The sequence below is a fragment of the Microbacterium hydrocarbonoxydans genome, assembly GCF_900105205.1.
GTDB classification, from domain to species: Bacteria; Actinomycetota; Actinomycetes; order Actinomycetales; family Microbacteriaceae; genus Microbacterium; species Microbacterium hydrocarbonoxydans.
Genome location: NZ_FNSQ01000005.1, coordinates 2,325,694 through 2,351,244 on the forward strand (window position 1 = coordinate 2,325,694; position 25,551 = coordinate 2,351,244).

Below are 25,551 nucleotides of genomic sequence, written 5' to 3' on the forward strand. Positions count from 1 at the left end.
GCGCCTTCCGAGTGGGACGGATCAGCCGACGGCGACCAGATCGATGATGAAGATGAGGGTCTTGCCGGACAGGAAGTGCCCGCTGCCGACGGGGCCGTAGGCGAGGTGGGGCGGGATGACGAGTTCACGACGACCGCCGACCTTCATGCCGGGGATGCCGTCCTGCCAGCCCTGAATCAGGCCGCGGAGCGGGAACTGGATGGTCTCGCCACGACCCCAGGAGGAGTCGAACTCCTCGCCGGACTCGAACTCGACACCGGCGTAGTGCACGGTCACGGTGTCACCGGGCTTGGCCTCGGTGCCGTCTCCTTCGATGATGTCGCGGATCACGAGCTCCGCGGGAGCGGGGCCGGTCGGGGCGTCGAACTCAGGCTTTGTGCGATCAGTCATAACTCCCATCCAACCCGAGGGCACCGACGCGGTCAACGCGATCGCGCCTGCTCAGAGCGAACAGCGCACTCCCCCGCCAGGACGACCTCGCATCGAAACCCTTGACACCCGCCGACAGCGGGTGCACCCTGTTTACAGATCAACTCAGCGCCCGGTAGACATGCAGGCATCGCCGCAGCACCGGGCGCTGAGTCTTGTCACGTCGGAGTCTCGTCACCGCCAGCATCTCGACGCTCTCGCAGTCAGCGGATCGTCGGATGCAGCTCCTCGGCGAAGCCGATCAGCATCCCGGCGAGCTCGTCCGGACGACTGAGCGCGACGCAGTGACCGGCGACGATCTCATCCGCGACGATGCCGAGTCTCTCGAGGGCGAGTCCACGAAGGAACTCGGCGGGGAAGAAGCGGTCCTCCGTGCAGACGATCATCGTCGTCGCCACGTCGGGCCACGATTCGAGCGGCCACGGCGCTGACATCGCCGCCTGGGATGGGTGTGCTCTCTCCCGACCCAGCGACTCCTCCGCGAGCGCGCGCGGCACGTCGTGATAAAAGCCCACGAACGGGTCGGGGTTGCCCGTGAGGCCTCCATCTCGCGCGGCCTGGGACACGACCGCCGCAGCGAATCCCGTGCGATCCCACCACTGGCCCGGGGTCTCACCAGGACTCGGGATCATGGCCGCGAGCAGCACCAGTCCGTCGGCTGCGATCCGCTCGGCGACGAGCGGCGCGGTGAACCCTCCGAAGGAGTGCCCGACCACGATGCCGCCTCGCTGGTCCCCGACGGCGGCTGCCGCGGCATCCGCATAGTCATCGAGCGTGAGCGTGTCATCATCGCCCGGGAGGTCAGGGGCGACCACGTCATGACCGCGGGCCGCGAGCGCCGCCGCGACCAGGTGCCATGACCACGCGGTGTCACCCGCACCGTGGATCAGGACGAAGGTGGTCATCGCGGCGAGCCGATCGGTTCAGTAGGCCAGGAGCCCTGCCCTGGCGGCCCTCGTCCTCGCGAGCAGAGCCTGCTCGTCCGCCGGGGCCATCGGGTCGCGACCGGTGATGGCGCGTTGGCGGACGGAGGCGAGCATCGTCGCGTCCTTGATGAACTCGCGCATCAGCGGACGCCGGTCGCCGCGCAGCTGCGCCGCCCACGCGAGCCCGGTCTTGCGTCCCGCGGGAGTCGCGAGCATCGTCACCTCTTCCGGCGTGAACCACCCCGCCGCCGCGTAGTCGCCGAGGCGTGCCTTCGTCAGACGCGACTCCTCACGACGAAGCGCGATGATGCCCAGGATGAAGCCGATGAACAGCGGCACCTGGAGCACGAAGTAGAGCAGGAAGAAGTTCACGAAGGATGAGCCGTTCCACAACGCGTGAAGGACCATCGCGCCGAGCATCCCGAGGACGCCGAACCCGAGCGCCGAGCCGGTGGAGGCGTGACGACGCGCGGCCAGACCGATCGCGAGCCCCGTCAGAGAGGTGAACATCGCGTGGGCGAACGGCGACATCACGGCGCGCAGGATGAACGTGACGGTCAGCTGACCTCCCCCGCCCTCGATCAGGCTGACCGCGAAGTACTGGATATTCTCGGTGAACGCGAAGCCGGCTCCGACCAGCGCTCCGTAGACGACTCCGTCGACCGGACCGTCGAAGGACCGACGGGCGATCAGGAAGATCAGGAAGACGCCGACGCCCTTCCAGAGCTCCTCGACGATCGGGGCCTGGACGACTGCGCCCGCCACCTCTCCCCTGAGGCCGAACAGCATGGTGAGGCCGATGTCGACGAGCAGAGTGAGCCCGACGGCCGCGATCGCGCCCCACGCGACCGCGAAGAACACGAGGGACTTGGGCTCTGGTTCCCACCGATCGATCATCCGCACGACGAAGAACACGATCGCGAGCGGCACGAGGGCGAGCACCAGGCCGATGATCGAGGCGAGCGGCCCGAGGAAGAGCCCGAAGTAGGCGATGAGGGCGAGCATGAGCAGCCCGAGGAAACCGAACAGCGAGAAGAGGGCGATGCGCCCGCCGCGGCGGGCGGGCGGCAGCGCGGGCAGCCCCTGCGCCGGAGAGGGTGCCGCCGGTGCCGGCGGAGAGTACGGCGTCGGCTGCGCCAGCACGGACGCGTAACCGGGGCGCTGGGCGAACGCGGCGGGAGTGTAGTTCGACTGCGCGTACTGCTGAGCGGAGTACTGCTGCGGTGCGTGAGCCTGCTGCTGGTACCCCGGTTGTTGGGTCGGCTGCTGCTGCGGATACCCGGGCTGCGGCGCGTACTGCGGGTGCGGCGGCTGCGGCGGCTGGCCCTGGGGCGGCTGCGGCTGGCCCTGGGGCGGCTGCGGCTGGCCCTGGGGCGGCTGCGGCTGCGCATACTGCGGAGGCATCGGCTGCTGCTGCGGCGCGGGCGGCGGCGTGTACGGCGATGGCTGGGTCGGTCCTCCGGAACTCATAGCCCACAGCATATGGGGAACAATCAACTTCCCTCGGCTCTGGTGACTTCCTCCAGGCATTCCGGTACACCACCGGATACCGTAGGAGTATGCGGTTCGCTCATCTGCGTCGTGCCGACTCCCCCGCTGTGCATCTCGCAGTGGTGGAGGGTGCCGATGCCATCCTCGTCTCCGATCTCCTCTCCGACCCCCCTGCGACCCTGCAGCAGCTGATCGAGGGCGGCGAGCAGACCCTCGACGCTCTGCGCTCGGCTCTCGACGGCGACGTGCCGCGGCATCCGCTGGACGGCTGGGACTACGCATCCGCCGTGATCGCTCCCCCTGCCGTGCTTGCCGTCGGCCTCAACTACGCCGCGCACTCGAGCGAGCTCGGACTGAAGACGGATGCCGCGCCGACGGTCTTCACGCTGTGGCCCAACTCGCTCACCGGCCACGAGCAGACCACCTCGTGGCCGCGCTCGCTCAGCGAAGCCGTGGACTACGAGGCCGAGCTGGGCGTCCTGATCGGCACCCCGGCCAAGGACACCGCAGAGGCGGACGCCCTCTCGCACGTCTGGGGGTACACGGTCGTCAACGACATCACCGCCCGCAACGTCCAGTTCTCCGAGGCGCAGTGGTCGCGGTGCAAGTCCTTCGACGGCTTCACTCCCACCGGACCGTTCGCCGTCACCGCGGATGAGATCGCCGACCCCCAGGATCTGCACATCTGGGCGGTCGTCGACGGACAGACCGTCCAGGACGCCAGCACGGATCAGATGGTGCGGTCGGTCGCGAAGCTCATCGCGCACCTCTCGCAGTCGCTGACGCTGTTGCCCGGCACGCTCATCTCCACGGGAAGTCCCGGCGGCGCCGGCTACTCCCGCGACCCGCAGATCTTCCTTCGCGATCGCTCGACCGTCACGGTCGGCATCGACGGGATCGGCGAGCTCACGACCCACTGCCGAGTGCTGGACTGATCCGCTCCGCACCCGCTGACACGACGAGGGGCCCGGGCGCGATCCGCCGGGGCCCCTCGTGCGTGCACGCTCAGATCTCGATGAGGTCCTCGGACGCGATCACCGGGATCGCGGCCGTGATGGCCTCGAGGCCGGACAGCCGTGCCGGCGACAGCTGCTTCACGACCTCGTCACGAGACATGAGGCCGGCCTCGACCACCAGGTCTGCGACGTTGCGGTTCGTCAGGAGCGCCGTCTTGGCGAGGGCGGCGGCCGCGGCGTACCCGATGAACGGGGTCAGTGCGGTGATGACGCCCACCGACGCCCCGACCATCGCGCCCAGGCGGTCGCGGTTCGCCGTGATCCCGTCGACGCAGTTGACTCGGAGGGTCCACATCGCCTGACGCATCCAGGTGATCGACTGGAAGATCGAGTGGGCGATGACCGGCTCGAAGGCGTTGAGCTGCAGCTGCCCCGCCTCAGCCGCCATCGTCACGGTCATGTCTGCACCGGCGACCGCGAACGCCACCTGGTTGACGACCTCGGGGATGACCGGGTTGACCTTGCCGGGCATGATGCTGGAGCCCGCCTGCATCGCCGGCAGGTTGATCTCGCCGAAGCCGGCCTGCGGACCGGACGACAGCAGTCGCAGGTCGTTGCAGATCTTCGAGAGCTTCATCGCGTTGCGCTTGAGCGTGGAGGAGAACGACATGAACGAGCCGGTGTCGCTGGTCGCCTCGACGAGGTCGCCGGCCGTGACCAGGTCGAGCGCGGTGATCTCACGCAGGTGCTTCAGGACGACCGGCGCGTAGTCGGCGTGCGTGGTGATGCCCGTGCCGATCGCGGTGGCGCCCATGTTGATCTCGAACATCAGCGACGCGTTCTCGGTGAGGCGCGTGTGGTCGTAGCCCAGCGTCGACGCGAAGCCGTGGAACTCCTGTCCCAGGGTCATCGGCACGGCATCCTGCAGCTGCGTGCGACCGACCTTCAGCACGTCGTGGAACTCGTGCGCCTTGTTCAGGAACGACACCCGGAGCAGGTCGAGCTCCTCCAGCAGCGAGCGCAGGGTGAGGGACAGGCCGATCTTGACGGCCGTCGGGTAGACGTCGTTCGTCGACTGGCTGCGGTTGGTGTGGTCGATCGGAGAGAGGAAGCCGTAGTCGCCCTTCTCACGTCCCGCCATCTCGAGCGCGATGTTGGTGATGACCTCGTTCGCGTTCATGTTGGTCGAGGTCCCCGCCCCGCCCTGGATGACGCCGACCGTGAACTGGTCGTGGAACTCGCCGTCGATCACCCGCTGCGCCGCACGGTCGATCAGGTCGGCGCGCTCGGCGTCGAGGACCCCGATCTCGCGGTTCGCGCGAGCGCTGGCCTGCTTGACCATCGCGAGGGCGACCACCAGGTCCGGATACACCGAGATCGGGCGCTTCGTGATCGGGAAGTTCGCGTCGGCGCGGGCGGTGTGGATCCCCCAGTACGCGTCGACGGGAATCTCCATGCTCCCGAGCGAATCGGTCTCGGTACGGGTGAGGGCAGGCGCGGCAGAAGCCATGTCACATCCTTGTGGGTAGTGGCGAGTGTGAAGTGCGGGGGATGCTCCCAGTCTACGCCCGCGCACATGCGCCGCCAGGGATACGACGCCCTGTCACCGTTTGCGCGAGAAGGCCTCGAGCCTCTGCTCGGGCGTCAGAGCGGCCATCCTGGCGAGCCAGGCCTCGGAGAAGTACTCCCCCGTCGGCGCGTCGATCACCGGCACCACCGTGTGCGTGATGGTGTCCGGTCGCACATGCACGATCTCGAATGCCTGCGCGGCATCCATGCCGTTCACCTGGGCGGCCGGTCGCGCGACGTTCATCGTGTAGCAGGTGGCGGACGACACGCTCACCGGCACCCCGGCGAACATGCCGTGCGAGGAGTAGTGCAGATGGCCGGCCAGGATGCCCCTGACGTCGGTTCCTCTGATCACCTCGGCGAGCTCGTCCTGATGGCGCAGCTCGAGGATGTCGAAGAGCGGCAGGTGGCTGGGAAGCGGCGGATGATGCATCGCGAGCAGCGTGCCGTGCGGAGCAGGCTCGCGAAGGACCTCGGCGAGCCACGACAGCTGGGCGTCGTCGAGATCGCCGTGGTGCCACCCCGGCACGCTGGTGTCGAGCGCGATCAGTCGCAGCCCGTCGAGGTCCCACACGCCCGTGACCGGTTCCTGGGTCGGTTCGAGGTCGAGGAGCCCGGCACGCAGAGCCGGCCGCTCGTCATGGTTTCCGGCGACCCACACCACCGTGGTCCCGAGTTCGGCGGCCACCGGCTCCACAGCGGCGCGCAGTCTGCGATAGGCATCCGGCTCCCCGAGATCGGCGAGGTCGCCGGTGATCACGATCGCCGCAGGATGCGGGTGCACGGCACGGATCGCATCGAGGGTGCGAGCGAAGTTCGCCTCCACGTCGTATCGCCCGCCCAGCGGAGCACCACCCGCAAGGAAGTGCGGATCGCTGACGTGGATGATGACGTGCGACGGCGGCTGATAACGACCGAACACGTACTGCCCGCCGGACTGCTCTGACATGCTCTCAGCCTAGGCCGAGGCCCGACACCCGGTCAGCCGGCGCGCACCACGTCAGCTGTAGTACCGGCGATAGGATGCTCGGATGGCGAAGAACGAGATCAGACGACGGCTCCTCGCAGATGCGGGCCTCCGGGTGCTCGCCGCCGACGGGTCGCGCGGCCTCACCCACCGCGCCATCGACCAGGTCGCCGGAGTGCCGGTGGGAACGACGTCGAACTACTTCCGCACCCGCGACGCGCTGGTGGAGGGCCTCGTCGAGCGCATCGGAGAGCGTCTCGCGCCCAGCGACGAGGACCTGGCCCGCCGCTCGACGGAGCGTCCGAGCACGGAGCTCTTCGCCGACTACGTGCGGGACATCGTCCGTCGCCTCACCGCAGACCGCGACGTGACCTTGGCGCTCTTCGAACTGCGTCTCGAGAGCAGCCGACGCCCCGAGGTCGCCGCGGTCCTGGGCGCGTGGCAGCGAGCCGGTTTCGACGGCGATGTCGCGTTCAACGTCGCCGCTGGCCTGCCTGGCGGACGCAGGGAGATCGCGCTGTTCCACTATGCGATCGACGGCCTGCTCCTGGACCGGCTGACGACGCCCATCGACCCGGACACGTCGACGGACGAGATCGTCGACGACCTCGTCAGCGGTCTGCTGCGCTGATCGCGGTGCGTCCGTCCCGGCCGCCTGCAGCGGAAGCCCTGGACGCGATCGCTCTCAGTGCCCGACGACGATGATGAAGATGCCGGCGACCACGGCCGCGGCGCACAGCGCGAAGCATCCGTACGCGCCGAACAGGGCCACGCGCCGCTGCCCCTCGGTGAGCGGGCTCTTCTTCGCCGCCTTCGCCGCCTGCTTGGCGGCGCGCTTGAGTTCCTTCTCGGTGATGACCGTGATCGCGTCCGTGAACTCGGCGGGGCTCACCACCGGCGCATGTCCGCTGCGGACCAGCAGTCGCAGCCCGAACGCGTAGAAGGTGACGACGGCGCACGCGCCCACGAGTGCCGCCAGGAACACCTGGACGAAGGCGCCCCAGTCGATGTCGACGCTCACTTCGACTCCTCGCTGTTCGCCGTCTCGGTATCCTCGATGCGCGTCGTGGCGCCGGTGGCCGGGGCCTTCTTCGCGGCCTTCGCCGCAGCCTTCGCCTTCGCATCGGCCTTCGCCTGCGCCTTGACCTTCTCGCGGGCCTCGGCACGCGCCTTCGCCTCGGCCTTCGCCTCCAGGATGCGCTGCTGGCGACGCGTGGGCGGCGGGGTATCGGGGTGCTCGACCGCGAGGCCGGACTCCGCGACGTCGCTCATCGCGTTCGCGGGGGTCACGGCATCCTTGCGCGAGCGCAGGAAGAGGCCGATGATCACCGCGAGGGCGAGCACCGCATCGATCGCGATGCCCCACAGGCCCAGCCAGGTGATCAGCAGCGCCGCGAGGGCGCCGACTGCACCGGCGGCAGGCAGCGTGAGCAGCCAGCCGATCGCGATCCGACCCGCAGTGCGCCAGCGCACGGTCGATCCGCGGCGGCCGAGCCCGGAGCCGATGACCGACCCCGACGCGACCTGCGTGGTCGAGAGGGCGAAGCCGAAGGCGCTGGAGGCGAGGATGGTCGCGGCGGTCGAGCTCTCGGCCGAGAAGCCCTGTGCGGGCTTGACCTCGGTGAGGCCCTTGCCGAGCGTCCGGATGATCCGCCATCCGCCGAGGTAGGTGCCGAGCGCGATCGTGACCGCGCACGCGATGATGACCCAGAGGTAGGGATCGGCCTGCTCGCTGTTCTGCCAGCCGACGGTGATGAGAGCGAGGGTGATGACGCCCATCGTCTTCTGCGCGTCGTTCGTGCCGTGCGCGAGCGCGACGAGGGACGATGTGAAGATCTGACCCCAGCGGAACCCGTCGCGGCCGTCCGGCTTGCCGTCGTAGCGGCGCGTGATCGAATACGCGAGCTTGGTGGCGGCGAACGCGATGATGCCCGCGGTGAGGGGGGCGATGAGTGCGGGGAGGATGATCTTCGACAGCACCATCCCGAAGTCGATGCCCGACACCCCGACGCCCACCAGGGTGGCGCCGATGAGACCGCCGAACAGCGCGTGGGAGGAGCTCGACGGCAGGCCGAGCAGCCAGGTGAGCATGTTCCACGTGATCGCGCCGATGAGACCCGCGAAGATCATCGGGAGGAACGCGTCGCCTTGGATCGTGTCCTCGCGGATGATGCCGTGCGAGACGGTCTTGGACACCTCCGTAGACAGGAAGGCGCCGACGAGGTTCAGCACGGCGGCGAGGAGGACCGCGGTCTTGGGCTTCAGAGCACCCGTCGCGATCGGGGTCGCCATCGCATTCGCGGTGTCATGGAACCCGTTGGTGAAGTCGAAGAAGAGTGCCAGCAGAATCACCAGCACGACGATGAGGGCTGCGGTTTCCACCGTTCGCTTTCGGTCGTTGAGGAAGAGGGAGGTGTCGACGTGATCGACGTGATGAACGAAGAGTTCACCGTGGGTTTGACTTCCGTTAACCGGCCCCGTTGAATCCTCCCACCCTGTCGAGTGCCGGTCAACTCGACCTGGGCTAGCGTGGAGGCGTGACTGATGCCCCGATCGCAGACCGCCGTTCGACACTCCGCACTCACCACGGCGACACCTTCGACGATCCGTACGAATGGCTGCGCGAGAAGGATGCTCCGGAGGTGATCTCACACCTGGAAGCCGAGAACGCGCACACCGAAGCCCAGCTCTCGCATCTCGCCGGCCTCCGCGAGACGCTGTTCCAGGAGATCAAGGGCAGGGTGCAGGAGACCGACCTCTCCGTGCCGACCCGGCGCGGCGACTGGTGGTACTACAGCCGCACGGAGGAGGGCGCCCAGTACGGCATCCACTGCCGCACCGCCGCCGCGGAGGGCGACTGGACGCCGCCCGTGCTCGAGCCGGGCGTCGCCGTGCCGGGCGAGGTCGTGCTCCTCGACGGGAACGCGGAGGCCGAGGGGCACGAGTTCTTCTCCCTCGGAGCCTTCGACACCTCGGACGACGCGACGATGCTCCTCTGGGCGACCGATCACGAGGGCGACGAGCTCTACACGGTGCACGTGCGCGACCTCGCGACCGGCGAAACGCTCGCCGACGAGATCCCCGACACCGGGGGCGCGTTCTTCACCCCGGACGGCACCGGCATCCTGTACACGACCCGCGACGACGCGTGGCGGCCCGACACCCTCTGGCTGCACCGCCTCGGCACGCCGGTGTCCGAGGACGTGAAGCTCTTCCACGAGCCGGACGAGAAGTACTGGCTGGGCGCCGGTATCACCCGCAGCCGCAAGTACCTCGTCATCGCGGTCGGGTCGAGCATCACGAGCGAGGAGTATCTCGTCGACCTCGCAGGCGACCTGACGGCACCCCCTCGGATCGTCTGGCCGCGACGCGAAGGCGTCGAGTACTCGCTCGAGCACGCCGTGGTCGACGGCGATGACCGGCTCTACATCCTGCACAACGACGGCGCGCTGGACTTCGAGCTCGTCTCGGTCGCAGCGTCCGACCCGCAGGGCGAACGACGCGTCGTCCTCCCCCACGAGCCGGGACGACGGCTGCTCGGCATGGATGCCTTCCGCGACTTCGCCACCGTCGAGTACCGACGCGAGGGCCTCGAACGCGTCGGACTCCTCGATTACGCGACGGATGCCGTCGAGGACATCGTCTTCGACGAGCCGCTGTACTCGGCCGGCGTGAGCGGCAACCCGGAATGGCATTCGCCCTACCTGCGACTCGGATACACCTCGTTCGTGACCCCGGGCACCGTCTACGAGCTGAACCTCGAGACGCGCGAGCTGGAGCTGCGCAAGCAGGTCGCGGTCCTCGGCGGCTACGACCCGCTGGACTACGACCAGCGCCGCGCGTGGGCGACGGCATCCGACGGCACCCAGGTGCCGATCTCGCTGGTGTGGAAGCGGTCCTTCGGCGAGCCGGGCGCCGGCACGCGTCCCGTCCACCTCTACGGATACGGCTCGTACGAGCACTCGATCGACCCGGGCTTCTCGGTGGCCCGTCTCTCCGAACTCGATCGCGGCATCGTCTTCGCTGTCGCCCATGTCCGCGGCGGCGGCGAGATGGGCAGGCAGTGGTACGAAGACGGCAAGCTGCTCAACAAGCGGAACACGTTCACGGACTTCGTGGCGTGCGCCCAGCACCTCATCTCCGAGGGGATCACGACGCCCGACACCCTCGTGGCAGAAGGCGGCAGTGCCGGCGGTCTTCTCATGGGTGCTGTGACGAACCTCGCACCCGAGCTGTTCGCAGGGGTGCTCGCGGCCGTGCCGTTCGTGGATGCGCTGACCACGATCCTCGACCCCTCGCTTCCCCTGACGGTCATCGAGTGGGACGAGTGGGGCGATCCGCTGCACGGGGCCGACGTGTACGAGTACATGAAGTCGTACTCGCCGTACGAGAACGTCCGTGAGGGCGTCGAGTACCCGCGCATCCTCGCCGTGACCTCCCTGAACGACACGAGGGTGCTGTACGTGGAGCCCGCGAAGTGGGTCGCGGCGCTGCGTGTCGCCGGTGCCTCGGACGCGCTGCTCAAGTGCGAGATGGTCGCGGGACACGGCGGCGTCAGCGGACGCTACAACTCCTGGAAGGAACGCGCGTTCGAGCTGGCCTGGATCCTCGACACGGTCGGCCTCGCGGACTGACCGCGGGGCGTGACCGGCGGGATCCCCCTGCACGTCCGAGAACAGGACGACCGTCCGGGATCAGGAGGATCTCCGGCAGACCGTCCTGATGCGGAGCGGTCGTCCTGATCCGGGCCGCGCGCTACTCGCCCTCCACATTCGGCGCTCGCGGCTGTTCGCTCCACATCGACGGCGCACGGGGCCCGCGGGACCGTGCGCCTGCGCAGACTGGGAGCATGAGGTTGGAGGAGTGGCTGAACGGGCGCGATGGGGCTGCGCACACCTCCGACATCTACGCGGCGGGCTTCAGCCGACACGCCGTCTCCACAGCCGTCGATTCAAGACGGGTGCTCCGGCTTCGCCGGTCCTGGATCGCCTCGAAGTCCTGCGATCCTCCGATCCGCGCCGCCATCTCGATCGGCGGACGCCTCACCTGCGTGTCGGCCGCACGACGGCTGGAGCTCCGGACGCCGGCCGATGACCACGTCCATGCCGCCGTCACACCGACAGCGGCACGATTCGATCCCGACGGGATGCGCGTGCACTGGTCATCCGGGCCGGCGCCGGTCGGCCGTCATGCCGTCGTCGACCCGCTGATCAACGTGCTGTACGAGGTGGCGCGATGCCAGGAGCCTGCCACCGCGCTCGCGATCTGGGAGTCCGCTCTCCGCAAGCGCCTGATCGCACCGGAGGTTGTGTCGCGCATCGAATGGCGCAGCGCACGGGCGTCACGAATCGCCGAGGTCGCCGGCGTGCTGTCCGATTCAGGGCTGGAAAGCCATTTCGTGATGCTGATGCACGCGATCGGCGTGCGCGTCACGCAGCAGGTGTGGGTCGACGGGCATCCGCTCGATGCGCTGATCGGCGATCTGCTGGCGGTCCAGCTGGACGGGTTCGCCTTTCACAGCGGCGCGGCGGAACGCCGTCGGGACATCGAAGCGGATGCACGGCTGCGCCTGCGTGGCTACAGTGTGCTCCGATTCGACTACCACCAGGTGCTCTTCCAACCCGAGCTGGTCCAGCCCCTCGTGCGCGCGGCAGTCGCCCAGGGGCTGCATCTGCGTGGGTGAGTCCGCATGCGACCGAAATCAGGACGACGGTCCCGCATCAGGAGGATGCGCCGCAGATAGTCCTGATCTCGGACGGTCGTCCTGTTTTCGGGCGGTGGACGCAGTGGATGCCGCGGCAGTGACGCCGGTGGATGCAGCGACGGCAGACGCAGCGGATGCTACGGAGGCGGGTGCCGTGGCGGTGGCTGCCGTGGACGCTGCGTCACCCCGCGGCGACCGCAGGATCAGCCGAAGAGGGCGGCAGCCTCGTCGTAACGACTGCGCGGCACCGTGTTCAGCTCGCCGAGAGCCTCGGCGAACGGGACCCGCACGATGTCGGTGCCCTGCATGGCCACCATCTGCCCCCACGCCTTGTCGACGATGGCGTCGGCGGCGTGCAGTCCCAGGCGTGTCGCGAGGACTCGGTCGAACGCCGACGGCGAGCCGCCGCGCTGGATGTGGCCGAGGATCGTCGCACGCGTCTCGATCCCCGTGATGCGCTCGATGGCGGGCGCCAGCTGGTCGCCGATCCCGCCCAGCCGCGGACGGTTGAAGGCGTCGAGGCCCTTGTCGCTGTAGGCCTCGTCCATCCCGAGCAGCTTGAAGCCCTCGGAGACGACCACGAGCGGCGCGCGGCCGCGATCGTGCGCGCTCGAGACGAGCTCGCAGATGTCGTCGATCGACATCGGTACCTCGGGGATGCAGATGGCGTGCGCTCCGGCGGCCATGCCGGCGTGCAGCGCGATCCAGCCGACGTGGCGCCCCATGACCTCGGCGACCATGCAGCGCTGGTGGGAATCGCCCGTGGTGCGCAGTCGGTCCATGGCGTCCGTGGCGATGTTCACCGCCGTGTCGAACCCGAAGGAGTAGTCGGTGGCGCGGAGGTCGTTGTCGATCGTCTTCGGCACGCCGATGACGTTGATGCCGTCCTTCGCGAGGCGGTCGGCGGCGGCGAGCGTGCCCTCGCCGCCGATCGCGATGATGCCGTCGATCTTGTGTCCGTACAGGGTCTTGGCGATGTTCTCGGCGCCGCCGCGCTCACCCTCGTAGGGGTTGGTGCGGCTGGTGCCGAGGATCGTTCCGCCGACCTTCGACAGTCCCTTCACCTCGTGACGGGTCAGGGGGAAGAAGTCGCCGTCGACGACACCTCGCCATCCGTCGCGGATACCGACGAACTCGAGGTCGTACGTGGTGGTGCCCTTGAGCACGATGCCGCGGATGACCGCGTTGAGTCCGGGGCAGTCGCCGCCGCTCGTCAGAATGCCGATCTTCATGCTTGCCTCAGACGGGTTCGGGAAAAGGGGGAACTAGGCGACGCTGCCTGCGATCGACACTAGCGCTACGGAGCGACTGCGCGCCATTCGAGGCGATGAAAACGAAGGATCTTGCGGCCGATTCGCGACGATTCCTCAGAAATGCCGATTCACTCCGCCGACAGACAGAAATCGGCGTCAAGAATCTGCATTCTTAACGCCGACTTCTGAGGTCAGAGGAGCAGTCAGGACGCCCCGAGAGCCTCGCGCAGGAGGTGCATGAGGGCACCGAGCTGCACAGGCTCCGCGGCCGCCTCGTCCAGGGCCTCCCCGTCGAGCGCTCGCGCCGCGAGTCCCTGCTTCTGATCGATGAGCTCCGCGATCTTCGCATCGACGGTGTGCGCCGCGATGATGCGCCAGGCGGTGACCGGCTCGTCCTGCCCGATGCGGTGCACGCGGTCGATCGCCTGCGTCTGCTCGGCCGCCGTCCATGACAGCTCCGCGAGCACGACGTTCGACGCTGCCTGCATGTTCAGGCCGACACCCGCGGCAGTCAGCGAGCACACCGCGATCCCCACCTCGGGATCGCTGTTGAAGTCGTCGATCGCCTGCTGGCGCGCGGTGGAGGTCTGGTCGCCGCGGATCGACACTGAGCGGATGCCGGCGGATGCGAAGTGCGCCTCCGCCTGATCCATCACGTCGATGTGCTTGGCGAAGAAGACGACCTTGCCCACCGAGCGCTGCAGCTGAGCCGCGTAGTCGGCCGCGAGGTGCGCCTTCGCCTGGCCGATCCGGCGCACCATGGTGAAGACGTTGTCTCCCCCGGTGCCGGCGGCCTTGGACTCCTCGAGCTCGTTCTGAGCCACGAGTCGGACGATGTCGTCGTCGATCTCGCCGGGCGCGAGACCGCGATCGCCGCGCGCCTCGATGATCCGGCGGTACCGGGCCGCGAGCCGCTCGCCGAGCTCGCGCTCGGCCTGACGGATGCCCCGACCGAACTCGTCGTCCAACTGCACGGGCAGATCCGCGATGAGCTTGTCGGGGAGGTCGGCAGCGACGTCCTTCTTCTTGCGCCGGACGATCCCCATCGAGATCACCGCCTCGCGGGCCTCCGGGTAGAACGCCTTGTCTGCGGGCGTGAAGCCGGTGGCATCCAACTTCTCCATCAGCTCGGGGCCGGGCTTCTCACCTGTGGTCCAGCCGAGGAAGCGCCAGATCGCGTCGAAGTCCTCGACGTCGTTGATCAGCGGCGTACCCGTGAGCGCGAGCATCAGCGGGTTGCCGCCCGGCGTGCGCTCCCGCACCCGGTTCGCAAGCGAGAGCACGTTCTGCGAGCGCTGCGAGCTGAGGTTCTTGATGAAGTGCGCCTCGTCGACGACCATGCCGCGGAGGCCGATCGATGCGAGCCAGGACATGTGGCGATCGAGGATCTCGTAGTTGACGATGAAGACGTCGGCGAACGCGTCGATGTCGTCGCCGTCTCCCTGAATCACGGTGGCACGACGCTGCGGCGTCCAGCGCTCTACCTCGCGCGCCCAGTTCATCTTGACCACGTTCGGCACCACGACCAGGAGCGGGTAGGCCCCGGCCACCGAGGCCGCAAGCACGGACTGCGCGGTCTTTCCCAGACCCGGCTCATCGGCCAGCAGGAAGCTGCGGTGGCCTTCGCGCACGGCTTCCAGGAACCGCGACTGGTGCACCATGACCTCGAGCCCCTTGGGCGAGAGGTGGTCGTACTCGGGCGCGGGCGGCAGATCCATGCTCGCCGCGCCACCACCGGCGCCGGTCTCGAAGGCCTTGTAGAGGGGGCCCATGAGCTCCCAGCCGTCGAGTCTGCGGCGCGGGGTCGTGCTGGCCCGCGGTGTGAGATCGGGGGCGAGGAACGGATTGGCGAGCTGACGCGCCTCCACAGAAGGCGGGGTCACCTGGCGCTCGGCGATCGCCGCGGAGACGACCGGCGCCTGCACCGGGGCGATGTCGGCGATGATGAGCTCTTCGGGGGCGAGTTCAGCCCCCGACTCGAGCAGCCAGTCGCGGCGCATGCGCTTCGCGACCGGCGACGTGGCCTGGTCGGCCTCGAGAAGCTGGATCAGCGAGGTGTCGCGCGCCGCCGTCTTGGCGAGGATCGTGGCGACGCCGTCGAGACGCTTGAGGAGCTCCGCGCGTGCGGCGTCCGCGATCTCGGTGTCGGCCTTCACCCTGGCACGCTCCTCGCGCACCAGGAACGCGATCACCTGGAACTTGACCCGATTGGTCGGGCCCAGCTTCCCCCGCTGCGACTTCGCCTCGATCTCGCGCACCTTGCGCGCGAGGATCGGGATGAGGGGTGCCTCATCATCGCGACGGGACGTCTTCTTGCGCCGTGTTGCGGCAGTTGCCGTGGTCGGCATGCTCCTCCTGAGCGTGAAGGCCGGAGCATCCGGGGATGCGTCGGCCGTTCTCGGTGTCCGCGTGTGGCGTGAGCCAGGACCGTACGAACAGTGTCTCCGGTGATCGTCGACGAGCGAATGACGCGCGAGGATCGGGGACCACCGACGCCCATTCTATGGCATGACGACAGGGCGACGCGGATCAGGACACGGAGAGTTCCCGCGGAGTTCAGCCGCTGACGCGCGCGAGCACCCGCTCGGCGTCGGTGACATCAGCCGCCATCTGGTCCTTCAACTTCTCGATCCCCTCGAAGGCCACCATTCCCCGCAGCCGCTCGACGAACTCGACCGTCACGTCGTGGCCGTAGAGATCCAGATCCTGCTCGCCGATCACGTGCGCCTCGACCTGCCGCTCGAGCACGTCGTCGAACGTCGGGTTGGTGCCGACCGAGATCGCCGCGCGATGCCGGAGTCCCGTGTGATGGTCGACGAGCCAGCCAGCATAGACGCCGTCGGCCGGCACGAACGAGTCGACCGATGCCGAGAGGTTCGCCGTCGGGAATCCGAGCTCCCTGCCGCGCTTGAGTCCGTGCACGACCTCTCCGCGCACGTCGACGTGGCGGTCGAGCACACGGGCGGCGGCGGCGACGTCCCCGTCCATGAGGAGTTCGCGGATCCAGGTCGACGACACCCGACGGTCTGATCCGTCGAGGAAGACGTCGTCGACGACCTCCACCGAGAAGCCGTGCTCGGGCCCGAGCCGTCGCAGCAGCTCGGGGGTCCCCGCTCCCCCGTGCCCGAAGCGGAAGTCCTGGCCGACCAGCACGGTCGCGACCTGCAGAGCATCCACGAGGATGCCGGTCACGAAGTCCTCGGCGCTGCGCGATGCGAGCTCCGCATCGAAGGTCAGCAGAAGCGTCGCGTCGAGGTCGAGCTCGCTCAGCAGCTCCAGCTTGCGCTCGACCGTGACGACGTTCTCGGGGCACCGGTCGGGCCGCAGCACGGCGAGCGGGTTGCGATCGAACGTGACGGCCACCGACCGGGTTCCCGTCGCATCCGCGATCTCCTTGAGCCGCCGGATCACGGCGCGGTGGCCGGCATGCACACCGTCGAACTTGCCGATCGCGACCACGGAGGGGCCGAAATCGGCCGGCACGTCGTGAGGGTCGCGGAAGACGATCATGCGGCGACCTCGGCTGCGGTGGCTTCCTGCCGAGCGGGAGACGGACGGTGCGTGCGCAGCCACCAGATGCCGAACACGGGAAGGACCAGCGGGATGAACAGATACCCGCGGCCGAACATCGACCAGACGGTGTCATGCGGGAAGAGATCGGGGAAGACGATGCTCAGCACTCCCACGACGAGGACGCCGGTCAGCTCGAAGACGATAGCCACCCAGGCCACGGCGTACCAGCCTCGACGATCCGCGAGCACGAGCGCCAGCGTCGCGAGGATGTAGACGGCGGCCGCGAGGGCGGACAGGGAGTACGCGAGCGGTGCCTCGTCGAACTGCCGGAAGATCTGCACGAAGCTGCGACCGGTCGCAGCCAGCGCCATGACGGCGTACACGATGACGAGGACGCGGCCGATGCCGGTCATCCGGGAGGTGGGTGCGGTGGTGCTCATAGCCCCACCATTCTAGGTCCGGGCCGAGTGCCGCGGATGCGCGAGGGACCCCGCTCAGGCCACCTGGATGGTCCAGATCACATGCATGCGCCACACCATGATCGCGACCGCGAGAGCCGCGACGCCGAGGATCACCGTGCTCCATCTGCTGCGCTCCATGAGCGCCCACAGCACCGCGCCGATCGGCAGCAGTACAGCGGAGACGAGGTAGACCCAGTACTCGAGCAGATCGCCGGTCGGGGGGTTCCCCGCCAGCGGGGCGACGATCGCCGCAACGACCTGGACCACGAGCAGCAGCTCGACGAGCGCGAGCGACCCGACCGAGAAGTCGCTCGGTCGACGGCCCGCGAGTCCGAGAGCGACGCAGAAGAGCCCGGCTGCCGCGGCCACCGCGATCTGCACGATGGTGAGCCAGAGGATCATCGCGCGACCTCCGGCATGTTCATCGCACTCTTGAGGTCGTCGCCGCGTCTCTCGACGACTCCGACGAGGACGCCGTCCTCGTCGATCGCCGCAGCGCGGCTGCCGTCGAGCCTGGTCGACTGCCCGACGAGCCTCTTGCCGTGCCTGAGGTCGGTGGCCTCGGCATTCGAGACGGGCAGCACGTCGAGCACTCGCGCCGCCGCGGCCGCCGGGGTCAGCAGCGCTGCCTCATCGATATCGTCGATCACCGCGGCATCCGCGACATCGAAGTCACCCACCTTCGTCCGTCGCAGCGCGGTGAGGTGGCCCCCCACGCCGAGATCGGCACCCAGGTCGCGGGCGAGCGAGCGGATGTAGGTGCCGGAGGAGCAGTCGACGACGACGTCGAGATCCCTGAATCCGTCGGCGGTGCGCTCGGCGAGGACGTCGAAGCGCGAGACGGTCACCTCGCGAGCCGCGAGGACGACCTCTTCGCCCGCGCGGACACGATCGTACGCGCGGCGACCGTCGACCTTGATCGCCGACACCGAACTCGGCACCTGCGAGATCCGACCCGTCAATGCGGCGATACCCGCCGCCACTCGCTCCGGCGTGACGCCGAGCACGTCGGCCTCCGACGCGGTGGTGACGATCTCTCCGTCCGCGTCGTCCGTACCGGTCGTCTGTCCGAGCCGGATGGTCGCGTGGTAGGTCTTGTCGGCACCCACGATGTAGGTGAGGAGGCGCGTCGCGCCCTCCACGCCGATCACGAGCAGACCGGTGGCCATCGGGTCGAGAGTACCTGCATGCCCGACCTTCCGCGTCCCGAGGGCGCGGCGGGTGCGGGCGACCACATCATGGCTGGTCAGTCCAGCGGGCTTGTCGACGAGGAGGATGCCGGGCGAGACCATTGCTCCAGCCTACGATGCGAGCGCCCGGTGCTCTGTCGTGGGCCTCGCGGGACCCTCCCCGGCGCCGGTCGCTTAGGCTGTCGAGGTGCCATCGACTTCGCCTCCAGACGCCGCGGAATCGCTGCCTCTGACGTCGTGGTACCGGCGCACCGCCCGGGATCTGCCCTGGAGACGCCCGGAGTTCCACGACCGGTTCGGCGCATGGGGCACACTCGTCAGCGAGTTCATGCTCCAGCAGACTCCGGTGAACAGGGTGATCCCGCACCTAGAGGCCTGGCTCGATCGGTGGCCGACTCCGACGGCCATGGCCGGGGCCACACCGGCGCAGGTCGTGCAGCAGTGGGCGAATCTCGGGTACCCGCGCCGCGCCCTGTGGCTGCACCGCGCAGCCGTCGAGATCGTTGACAGGCACGGCGGCACCGTACCGCGAGACGTGGACGCTCTCCTCGCGCTCTCCGGGATCGGCGACTACACGGCCAGGGCCGTGGCCGTGTTCGCCTATGGCGACAGGCATCCGGTCGTCGACACGAACACGCGACGCGTCCTCGCTCGCGCCGTGCAGGGCCAGGCACAGCCCGGCTCCCCGTCGCGCCGCGACCTGCAGCTGATGGACTCGCTGCTTCCCGCTGACGATGCCGCCTCCGCGGTCTTCAACGCCGCCGCCATGGAGCTGGGGGCGACGGTGTGCATCGCCAGGACTCCGCGTTGCGAGAGCTGCCCGCTGGTCGGCACGTGCGCCTGGGTCGCCGCCGGGCGCCCCGACACCGGGGACACCCGCCGCCGGCAGGCCGCCTTCGAGGGATCGGATCGTCAGGCGCGGGGTGCGGTGCTGAGGCTCCTGCGCACGGCGTCACCCGATGCGGTGCCGGTCTCCGCTGTCCTGCCCGACTGGCCGGATGCGCTGCAGCGCGATCGTGCGATCGATTCGCTGATCGCCGACGGACTCGCCGAGGCAGACGGCGAACTGCTCTCGCTCCCCCGCTGACCGGTCAGACGAACTGCCCGATGCGGTGCGCGAGCACCGTCAGCTCCACTCTGGTGCGAACCTCCAGCTTCGCGAAGACGCGTCCCAGGTGCACCTCCACCGTGCGCACCGACACGTGCAGCGCGGACGCGATCTCGCGGTTCGGCGACCCGCTGACCACCAGCATCGCCACCTCGAACTCGCGAGCCGTCAACATCGACTCCCAGACCCTGCGGCATGAGGCGAGCGGATCCCTGGACGGACTGAAGGGATGTTCTCCGGTGTCGACGTTGCCGAGCCGGACGGAGATCGCACGAGCCCACGCATCCGCCCCCGCGTCCTCGAGCAGGTTGCGGGCCATCGCCAGGTGCGCTCTGCCGGCCTCTGTGTCACCCTTGATCAGCGAGCGAGTGCCGATCATGGCCTCCACCCTCCCCCGAGAGAAGGGAGAGGTCAGCGTGCGGGCCGCAGCGACGACCAGCGGTGCCTCGGAGCGCCACTCCTCATCCGAGCAGCTCGTGATTCGGACCCTCAGCTCTTGCGCGAGGGTGACCTCCGGCGGTTCGATGGTGCGCTGGTCCCACATCGCACCCCCCGTGACCACGACGGCCTCATCCAGCCCCGGGACGACGAGCGTCGGCTCGGGAGCACCCCGATCACGCCACAGCCGCATGCACAGCGCCGCTTCGTCCGATCGCCCCGCGAGAAAGGCCTCGACGGCGCGGTCGACGAGCAGATCGATGCGCAGCGGTGTGGGAAGCGCCGCAGTGAGCGCTTTCGCCACGGGTCCGAGGTGTCCCAGCACAGCCAGATCGAGCCGTCGTGCCATCACCACGCCGAGTCCCGCGAACGGCAGGGCGACGGGCAGGTCGACGGCTGCGCGTCGCATCCGCTCCCTGGCAGCACCGATGTCGCCCCGCCAGATCAGGAGCAGGACCTCCGTGACGGCGCGATAGGCACCGACCAGCGGACTGCGCTCGAACCCCGCGACGAAAGGATCGACCTCCGCCCCGAGGCCGACGTCAGCGACCGCGAGCAGTCGCAGGCCACGATCCACGTCGCCCTCGATCGCCGCCCGGAGCGCCTGCAGCATCGCCCCCGTCATCGGCCCGGCGCTGTGCACCTCGTCGAACTCCCGATCCCCTGCGACGAGCCACGCGAGGGCGACGACCGGGTCACGGAGTTCGCGGTCCGCGCTGGTCTTCGCCGATCCCTCCCTGAGCGCGTCGAGCCAGGAGCGCATTCCTCGGCGATCCCCGCGCTCGGCGCACAGCACGGCGGCGAAGGCAGCCGCTCGCGCCCAGGCGTACCAGCGCTCCGGGTCATCGCCGTGGGGGTGCAGCACCGCCGTCTCGACCTCCGGGACTCCTCCGCGAAGGTGCGCCTGCGCCACGAACAGTCCGCCGAGACCGTGCAGGCGCACGAGCTCGTCCGCATCCGGGAACAGGGCGCCGAGCGTCTCTGCTGCGGCGACCGCGTAGCCGGCAGCGATCGCGGCGACTCCGGCGACGAGCAGCGCCTCGTCGCGGTGTGCGCCCGTGCTGTGCGCTGCGGCCTCGGCAGCCAATCCGAAGGCGCGCTCGCTCAGCCCGGCTTCCGAGTGCTCCCGCGCCACCCGGACGAGCTCGTCCGCGATCGCCGGATCGCGGACCGTCGATGCTCTCGCGGCGTGCCAGGCTGCGTCGATGCTCTCGCCTCGGGCCACGAAGAGCCGGTGCAGCCTCTCATGCACCGCGACGACAGCGGATGACGAGCTCGTCGCCTGCAGCCAGATCGCGAGTCGAGGGTCGGCGATCCTCGCGCGACCGGCGTGCAGCTCGAGCAGACCGCCGATCCGGGCCTCGGAGAGCTTCCGTGCGGAGCGACCGTCGAATTCGATCAACGGTCCGAGCCGGTCATCGAGGGTGAGAGACGCCGCGAGAAGCGTCGCCCTGTCTCGCTCAGACAGGTCGAGCCTCGCGAAGAGCAACTCGATCGGCGTCACCAGGGGCAGCGGCGACGGCAACGGACTGAGTCCTTGGCGCTGCTCCCCCTCCAGCTGCTCTGCGATGGCCGCGACGGACGCGGGGTCGGCAGTCACCTGCACGACCAACGACGCGACCACGTGCGGCGCGCAGCTCAGATCACGCCTGATCAGCTCCTCGAGAACAATCTCGACGATGTCCGGCGACACCGCAGTCCCCCCGCGCACAATCGAAACGTCGATGCCGAACCCCCCCAGCCCGTACGAGCATCCACTCGCTCAGGTGAGGGTAGCAACACCCACCCCGTTCTGGGGTCGTTCCTCAAGGAGGAATATCGCGCGACCTACGGCTGCGGCTGGTCCTCGTCCTCGTCCTCGTCCTGACGCACGTACGGGTCCGCATCGCCTGCGTGCGAGGCGGAGGAGGCCAGCTTCGCCACCTCGGCGTCCCGCTCCTGGGCCTGACGCAGCAGGGCAGAGATGTGGTCGGCGTTCTCCGGCAGGGCATCGGGGATGAACTCCAGAGTCGGCACCAGACGGGTGCTGAGCTGTCGTCCCACCTCGCTGCGCAGCATGCCCGTCGCCGAGGTCAGGGCGGCTCCACTGGAGAGGCGCTCCTCCTCCGTGCCGAGCACCGTGTAGAAGACCGAGGCGTGCTGGAGATCGCCGCTCACCCGGACATCCGTGATCGTGACGAAGCCGAGGCGCGGGTCGCGCAGCCCCTTCTCGAGCCGCTCGGCGAGGATCACACGAATGCGATCGGCCAGTCGGGCCTGTCGTTCACCAGCCATTGTTCTCTCCCTCTACGTACCCTTCGGGCGAGGATGCATGACGCACCCTCGCCCGAAGATATCGAACTCGATCAGCCGCGAGGCTTCTCGACCAGCTCTGTCGTCTCGATCTCGTCACCGATCTGGATGTCGTTGAACTTGCCGAGGCCGATACCGGCCTCGTAGTCCGTACGCACCTCGGTGACATCGTCCTTGAAGCGGCGCAGCGACTCGATGGCGAGGCCATCGGCGATGACGACGCCGTCGCGGATGACGCGAGCCTTGGCGTTGCGCGTGATCGTTCCCGATCGCACGATGACACCGGCGATGTTGCCGAACTTCGAGGAGCGGAACACCTCGCGGATCTCGGCGACACCCGACTGGACCTCTTCGTACTCCGGCTTGAGCATGCCCTTGAGCGAGCTCTCGATCTCGTCGATCGCGTTGTAGATGACGGAGTAGAACCGGATGTCCACGCCTTCACGCTGAGCGCGCTCGCGCGCCTTCGTGTCGGGACGGACGTTGAAGCCCACGATGATCGCGTTGTCGATCGTCGCGAGGTTGACGTCGGACTCGGTGATCGCACCCACACCGCGGTGGATGATGCGCAGCTGCACCGAGTCGTCGACCTCGATCTTGAGCAGCGACTCCTCGAGTGCCTCGACGGCACCGGAGACGTCACCCTTGATGATGAGGTTGAGCGACTCGACCTTGCCCTCTTCGAGAGCACGGGTGAAGTCCTCGAGCGAGATGCGCTTGCGGGCCTTGGCCAGCTGGGCGTTGCGCTCGACCGCTTCACGCTTCTCGGCGATCTGGCGGGCCATGCGGTCTTCCTCGGTGACGATGAAGACATCGCCGGCACGCGGCACGGAGTTGAGACCCTGCACCTGCACCGGACGCGACGGGTAGGCCTCGAGGACCTGCTCGCCGTTCTCGTCGGCCATCGCACGCACACGGCCGTATGCCGTGCCCGCGACGATCGCGTCACCGATGCGGAGCGTTCCGGACTGGATCAGCACCGTGGCGACCGAACCGCGCCCCTTGTCGAGCTTCGCCTCGATGGCGACACCGCGAGCGGCCTTGTTCGGGTTGGCGGTGAGGTCGAGGCCGGCGTCTGCGGTGAGCAGCACCGCGTCCAGGAGTTCCTGGATTCCGGTGTTGGCACGCGCCGACACGTCGACGAACATGACGTCTCCGCCGTACTCCTCGGCGACCAGACCGTACTCGGTGAGCTGCTGACGGACCTTGGCCGGGTTGGCCTCGGGCTTGTCGACCTTGTTCACCGCGACCACGATCGGCACGTTCGCCGCCTGGGCGTGGTTCAGCGCCTCGACCGTCTGCGGCATGATGCCGTCGTCGGCCGCGACCACGAGGATCGCCAGGTCGGTGACCTGCGCTCCACGAGCACGCATGGCGGTGAACGCCTCGTGACCAGGGGTGTCGATGAAGGTGATGGCGCGCTCGATGCCCTCGTGCTCGGTCCAGACCTGGTACGCACCGATGTGCTGGGTGATGCCTCCGGCCTCACCCTCGATGACGTTGGTCTGACGGATCGCGTCGAGGAGTCGGGTCTTACCGTGGTCGACGTGACCCATGACGGTGACCACCGGGGGACGGATCTCGAGGTCATCCTCGCTCTCCGCCTCCAGCTCCTGCTCGAGGTTGAGACCGAAGCCCTCGAGGAGCTCCTTGTCCTCGTCCTCGGGCGAGACCATCTGGATCTTGTAGCCGAGCTCGGCACCCAGGACCTCGAACGTCGCCTCGTCCAGCGACTCGGTGGCCGTGGCCATCTCGCCGAGGTTGAAGAGGATCGTGACGAGGGTTCCCGGCTGCACCGTGTAGCCGGTCAGCGTTTCGATCTTGTCGGCGAAGTCCGCGATCGACGCGCCGCGGCGCATCCGGATGATCTCCCCGTTACCGCGGGTGACGTTGACGCCACCGACGACCGGGGCACTCCGCATCTCGAATTCCTGCCGCTTCGCCCGCCGCGACTTGCGCTGCTTGCTCTTGCCGCCGCCCTTGCCGAAGGCACCAGCGGTACCACCACCGGGACCACGACCGCGGCCTCCGCCGCCGCCGGGACGACCTGCGAAGCCACCACCGGGACGAGCACCGGGTCCGCCACCAGGTCCACCGGCACCGCCGGGACGACCGGGTCCACCCGGACGCTGCTGGAACGGTGCGCCTCCGGGACGACCACCCTGACCGCCGCGCGGGGCGCCGGGACGGGGGGAACCGGGACGGGGCGCACCCGGACGCGGGGCACCGGGACGCGGAGCCTGCGGACGCGGGATGTTGCCGGGGGTCGGACGCTGGCCCATCCCCTGCGCCGAGGCGAAGGGGTTGTTGCCGGGCCGGGGACCGGTCGGACGCTGGCCCATGCCCTGCGCCGACGAGAACGGGTTGTTGCCGGGGCGCGGGGCTCCGGGCTTGGGCGCTCCGCCGTCAGCGGGCTTCGCCGCGGCGGGGCCGGGCGTCGCAGCCGCGGGAGCGGCGGGCTCGGCCGGAGCCTCGGCGGCCGGGGCAGCAGGTGCTTCCGGCGCCGGAGCGGGCTTCGGGCCCGGCTTCGGACCGGGGGTCGGAGCGCCGGAGGCACTCGGTGCAGCAGCACTCGGTGCAGACGCACCGGGCTTCGCGGCTCCGGGCTTGGCAGCACCGGGCTTGGCAGCACCGGGCTTGGCTGCACCGGTTTTGGCCGCAGGCTTCGCCGCTGCGGGTGCAGCGTCTGCGGAGGCCTTCAGTGAGGCATCCGATTCGATGGCAGCGCGAAGCTTTCGCGCCACCGGAGGTTCGATGGTCGACGAGGGGCTCTTGACGAACTCTCCGAGTTCCTTGAGCTTTGCAAGTGCGATCTTGCTGTCGACGCCGAGTTCGGCGGCGATCTCGTGTACGCGTGGTTTACCAGCCACAATTCTCCTGTCTGGGGTCGGTCCACCCAGACAGGGCAGACCACTAGTCGCGGACGGGTCTCATTTCGAGCCGTTCACTTTGTTTCCATAGCCGTTCAGCCTTTGTTTCTTGGTGGGTGCTGTTCGATGATCCGCGTGTCCAGATCGCTGGAGACGCGCAGTGCTCGTCCGAAGGCCCGTCGCCGCAGTGCGGATTCGATGCAATCGGGTGTCGGATGCACCCACGCGCCGCGCCCCGGCAGGACAGCACTCTCATCGAGGACGAGGATGTCGTTCTGAGACACCACCCTGAGAAGAGTGGAGCGGGGAGCACGCGTGCGACAGCCGACGCACGTTCGTACGGGTTCCATCTTACACCTGAGTTCCCATCCGACTCGCGCGAGG

At 68.8% G+C, this 25,551-nt stretch carries 22 protein-coding genes; 5 read left to right on the forward strand and 17 right to left on the reverse strand.

The features are described from left to right. Positions 1-21: 21 nt before the first annotated feature. From BLW44_RS11570 to BLW44_RS11580, 3 genes are all read right to left on the reverse strand, one after another. Entirely contained in the window at positions 22-390 is a 369-nt protein-coding gene (locus tag BLW44_RS11570) for an FKBP-type peptidyl-prolyl cis-trans isomerase (protein ID WP_060925732.1), read from the reverse strand. 242 nt (positions 391-632) lie between these two features. Continuing rightward, the gene (locus tag BLW44_RS11575; RefSeq protein WP_060925731.1) at positions 633-1,334 is read right to left on the reverse strand and encodes an alpha/beta hydrolase; all 702 of its coding nucleotides are present in this window, start codon (positions 1,332-1,334) and stop codon (positions 633-635) included. Between the two features lie 18 nt (positions 1,335-1,352). Then, a complete protein-coding gene (locus tag BLW44_RS11580) occupies positions 1,353-2,825 on the reverse strand; it encodes a PrsW family intramembrane metalloprotease (RefSeq protein WP_254775127.1) in 1,473 nt (490 codons plus the stop codon). 89 nt (positions 2,826-2,914) lie between these two features. Here BLW44_RS11580 and BLW44_RS11585 point away from each other — a divergent pair, with 89 nt between their 5' ends. Then, complete coding sequence (locus BLW44_RS11585; RefSeq protein WP_060928775.1) at positions 2,915-3,781, forward strand: fumarylacetoacetate hydrolase family protein; 867 nt, start codon at positions 2,915-2,917, stop codon at positions 3,779-3,781. A 70-nt stretch (positions 3,782-3,851) separates the two neighbouring features. Here the strand turns inward: BLW44_RS11585 and BLW44_RS11590 are convergent, their stop codons facing one another. Beyond that, entirely contained in the window at positions 3,852-5,312 is a 1,461-nt protein-coding gene (locus tag BLW44_RS11590; RefSeq protein WP_060928776.1) for an aspartate ammonia-lyase, read from the reverse strand. Positions 5,313-5,405: 93 nt separating this feature from the next. Next, complete coding sequence (locus BLW44_RS11595; protein WP_074731770.1) at positions 5,406-6,320, reverse strand: phosphodiesterase; 915 nt, start codon at positions 6,318-6,320, stop codon at positions 5,406-5,408. An 82-nt stretch (positions 6,321-6,402) separates the two neighbouring features. On the opposite strand from BLW44_RS11595, the gene BLW44_RS11600 reads away from it, so the two are divergent. After that, the gene (locus tag BLW44_RS11600; protein WP_060928447.1) at positions 6,403-6,969 is read left to right on the forward strand and encodes a TetR/AcrR family transcriptional regulator; all 567 of its coding nucleotides are present in this window, start codon (positions 6,403-6,405) and stop codon (positions 6,967-6,969) included. A gap of 54 nt (positions 6,970-7,023) precedes the next feature. On the opposite strand, the gene BLW44_RS11605 is transcribed toward BLW44_RS11600, so the two are convergent. Continuing rightward, positions 7,024-7,359: a hypothetical protein gene (locus tag BLW44_RS11605; RefSeq protein WP_060928448.1), complete on the reverse strand. Its 336-nt coding sequence runs from the start codon at positions 7,357-7,359 to the stop codon at positions 7,024-7,026. Next, positions 7,356-8,720 (reverse strand): inorganic phosphate transporter, encoded by a 1,365-nt coding sequence (locus BLW44_RS11610; protein WP_060928449.1) that lies wholly within the window; start codon positions 8,718-8,720, stop codon positions 7,356-7,358. The genes BLW44_RS11605 and BLW44_RS11610 overlap by 4 nt, the downstream gene beginning before the upstream one ends. Before the next feature lie 155 nt (positions 8,721-8,875). On the opposite strand from BLW44_RS11610, the gene BLW44_RS11615 reads away from it, so the two are divergent. Continuing rightward, a complete protein-coding gene (locus BLW44_RS11615; protein ID WP_060928450.1) occupies positions 8,876-10,972 on the forward strand; it encodes a S9 family peptidase in 2,097 nt (698 codons plus the stop codon). Positions 10,973-11,187: 215 nt separating this feature from the next. Continuing rightward, the gene (locus BLW44_RS11620; RefSeq protein WP_060928451.1) at positions 11,188-12,021 is read left to right on the forward strand and encodes an endonuclease domain-containing protein; all 834 of its coding nucleotides are present in this window, start codon (positions 11,188-11,190) and stop codon (positions 12,019-12,021) included. Between the two features lie 224 nt (positions 12,022-12,245). On the opposite strand, the gene BLW44_RS11625 is transcribed toward BLW44_RS11620, so the two are convergent. The 6 genes from BLW44_RS11625 to truB all read right to left on the reverse strand — a co-directional run bounded on the left by BLW44_RS11625 (position 12,246) and on the right by truB (position 18,561). Further along, positions 12,246-13,274, reverse strand: coding sequence for an ATP-dependent 6-phosphofructokinase (locus tag BLW44_RS11625; protein ID WP_060928452.1), 1,029 nt, complete (start codon positions 13,272-13,274; stop codon positions 12,246-12,248). 224 nt (positions 13,275-13,498) lie between these two features. Beyond that, a complete protein-coding gene (locus BLW44_RS11630; protein ID WP_060928453.1) occupies positions 13,499-15,643 on the reverse strand; it encodes a DEAD/DEAH box helicase in 2,145 nt (714 codons plus the stop codon). Between the two features lie 208 nt (positions 15,644-15,851). After that, a complete protein-coding gene (locus tag BLW44_RS11635) occupies positions 15,852-16,805 on the reverse strand; it encodes a bifunctional riboflavin kinase/FAD synthetase (protein WP_060928454.1) in 954 nt (317 codons plus the stop codon). Continuing rightward, positions 16,802-17,248 carry a hypothetical protein gene (locus BLW44_RS11640; protein ID WP_060928455.1) on the reverse strand — a complete coding sequence of 149 codons (447 nt, stop codon included), beginning with the start codon at positions 17,246-17,248 and terminating at the stop codon, positions 16,802-16,804. Before BLW44_RS11640 ends, BLW44_RS11635 begins: the two co-directional genes overlap by 4 nt. A gap of 54 nt (positions 17,249-17,302) precedes the next feature. Beyond that, on the reverse strand, positions 17,303-17,671 hold the full coding sequence (locus tag BLW44_RS11645; RefSeq protein WP_060928456.1) for a hypothetical protein: 369 nt from the start codon (positions 17,669-17,671) through the stop codon (positions 17,303-17,305). Further along, entirely contained in the window at positions 17,668-18,561 is an 894-nt protein-coding gene (gene truB, locus BLW44_RS11650; RefSeq protein WP_060928457.1) for a tRNA pseudouridine(55) synthase TruB, read from the reverse strand. Before truB ends, BLW44_RS11645 begins: the two co-directional genes overlap by 4 nt. An 85-nt stretch (positions 18,562-18,646) precedes the next feature. Between truB and BLW44_RS11655 the strand changes: the two genes are divergently transcribed. Next, positions 18,647-19,546: an HhH-GPD family protein gene (locus tag BLW44_RS11655; RefSeq protein ID WP_082724646.1), complete on the forward strand. Its 900-nt coding sequence runs from the start codon at positions 18,647-18,649 to the stop codon at positions 19,544-19,546. Between the two features lie 4 nt (positions 19,547-19,550). On the opposite strand, the gene BLW44_RS11660 is transcribed toward BLW44_RS11655, so the two are convergent. From BLW44_RS11660 to BLW44_RS11675, 4 genes are all read right to left on the reverse strand, one after another. Next, a complete protein-coding gene (locus BLW44_RS11660) occupies positions 19,551-21,698 on the reverse strand; it encodes a helix-turn-helix transcriptional regulator (protein WP_060928458.1) in 2,148 nt (715 codons plus the stop codon). 134 nt (positions 21,699-21,832) lie between these two features. Then, entirely contained in the window at positions 21,833-22,279 is a 447-nt protein-coding gene (gene rbfA / locus BLW44_RS11665; RefSeq protein ID WP_060928459.1) for a 30S ribosome-binding factor RbfA, read from the reverse strand. A gap of 71 nt (positions 22,280-22,350) precedes the next feature. After that, the gene (gene infB, locus BLW44_RS11670; protein ID WP_074731773.1) at positions 22,351-25,167 is read right to left on the reverse strand and encodes a translation initiation factor IF-2; all 2,817 of its coding nucleotides are present in this window, start codon (positions 25,165-25,167) and stop codon (positions 22,351-22,353) included. A 95-nt stretch (positions 25,168-25,262) separates the two neighbouring features. After that, entirely contained in the window at positions 25,263-25,517 is a 255-nt protein-coding gene (locus tag BLW44_RS11675; protein WP_074731775.1) for a YlxR family protein, read from the reverse strand. Positions 25,518-25,551: the final 34 nt, after the last annotated feature.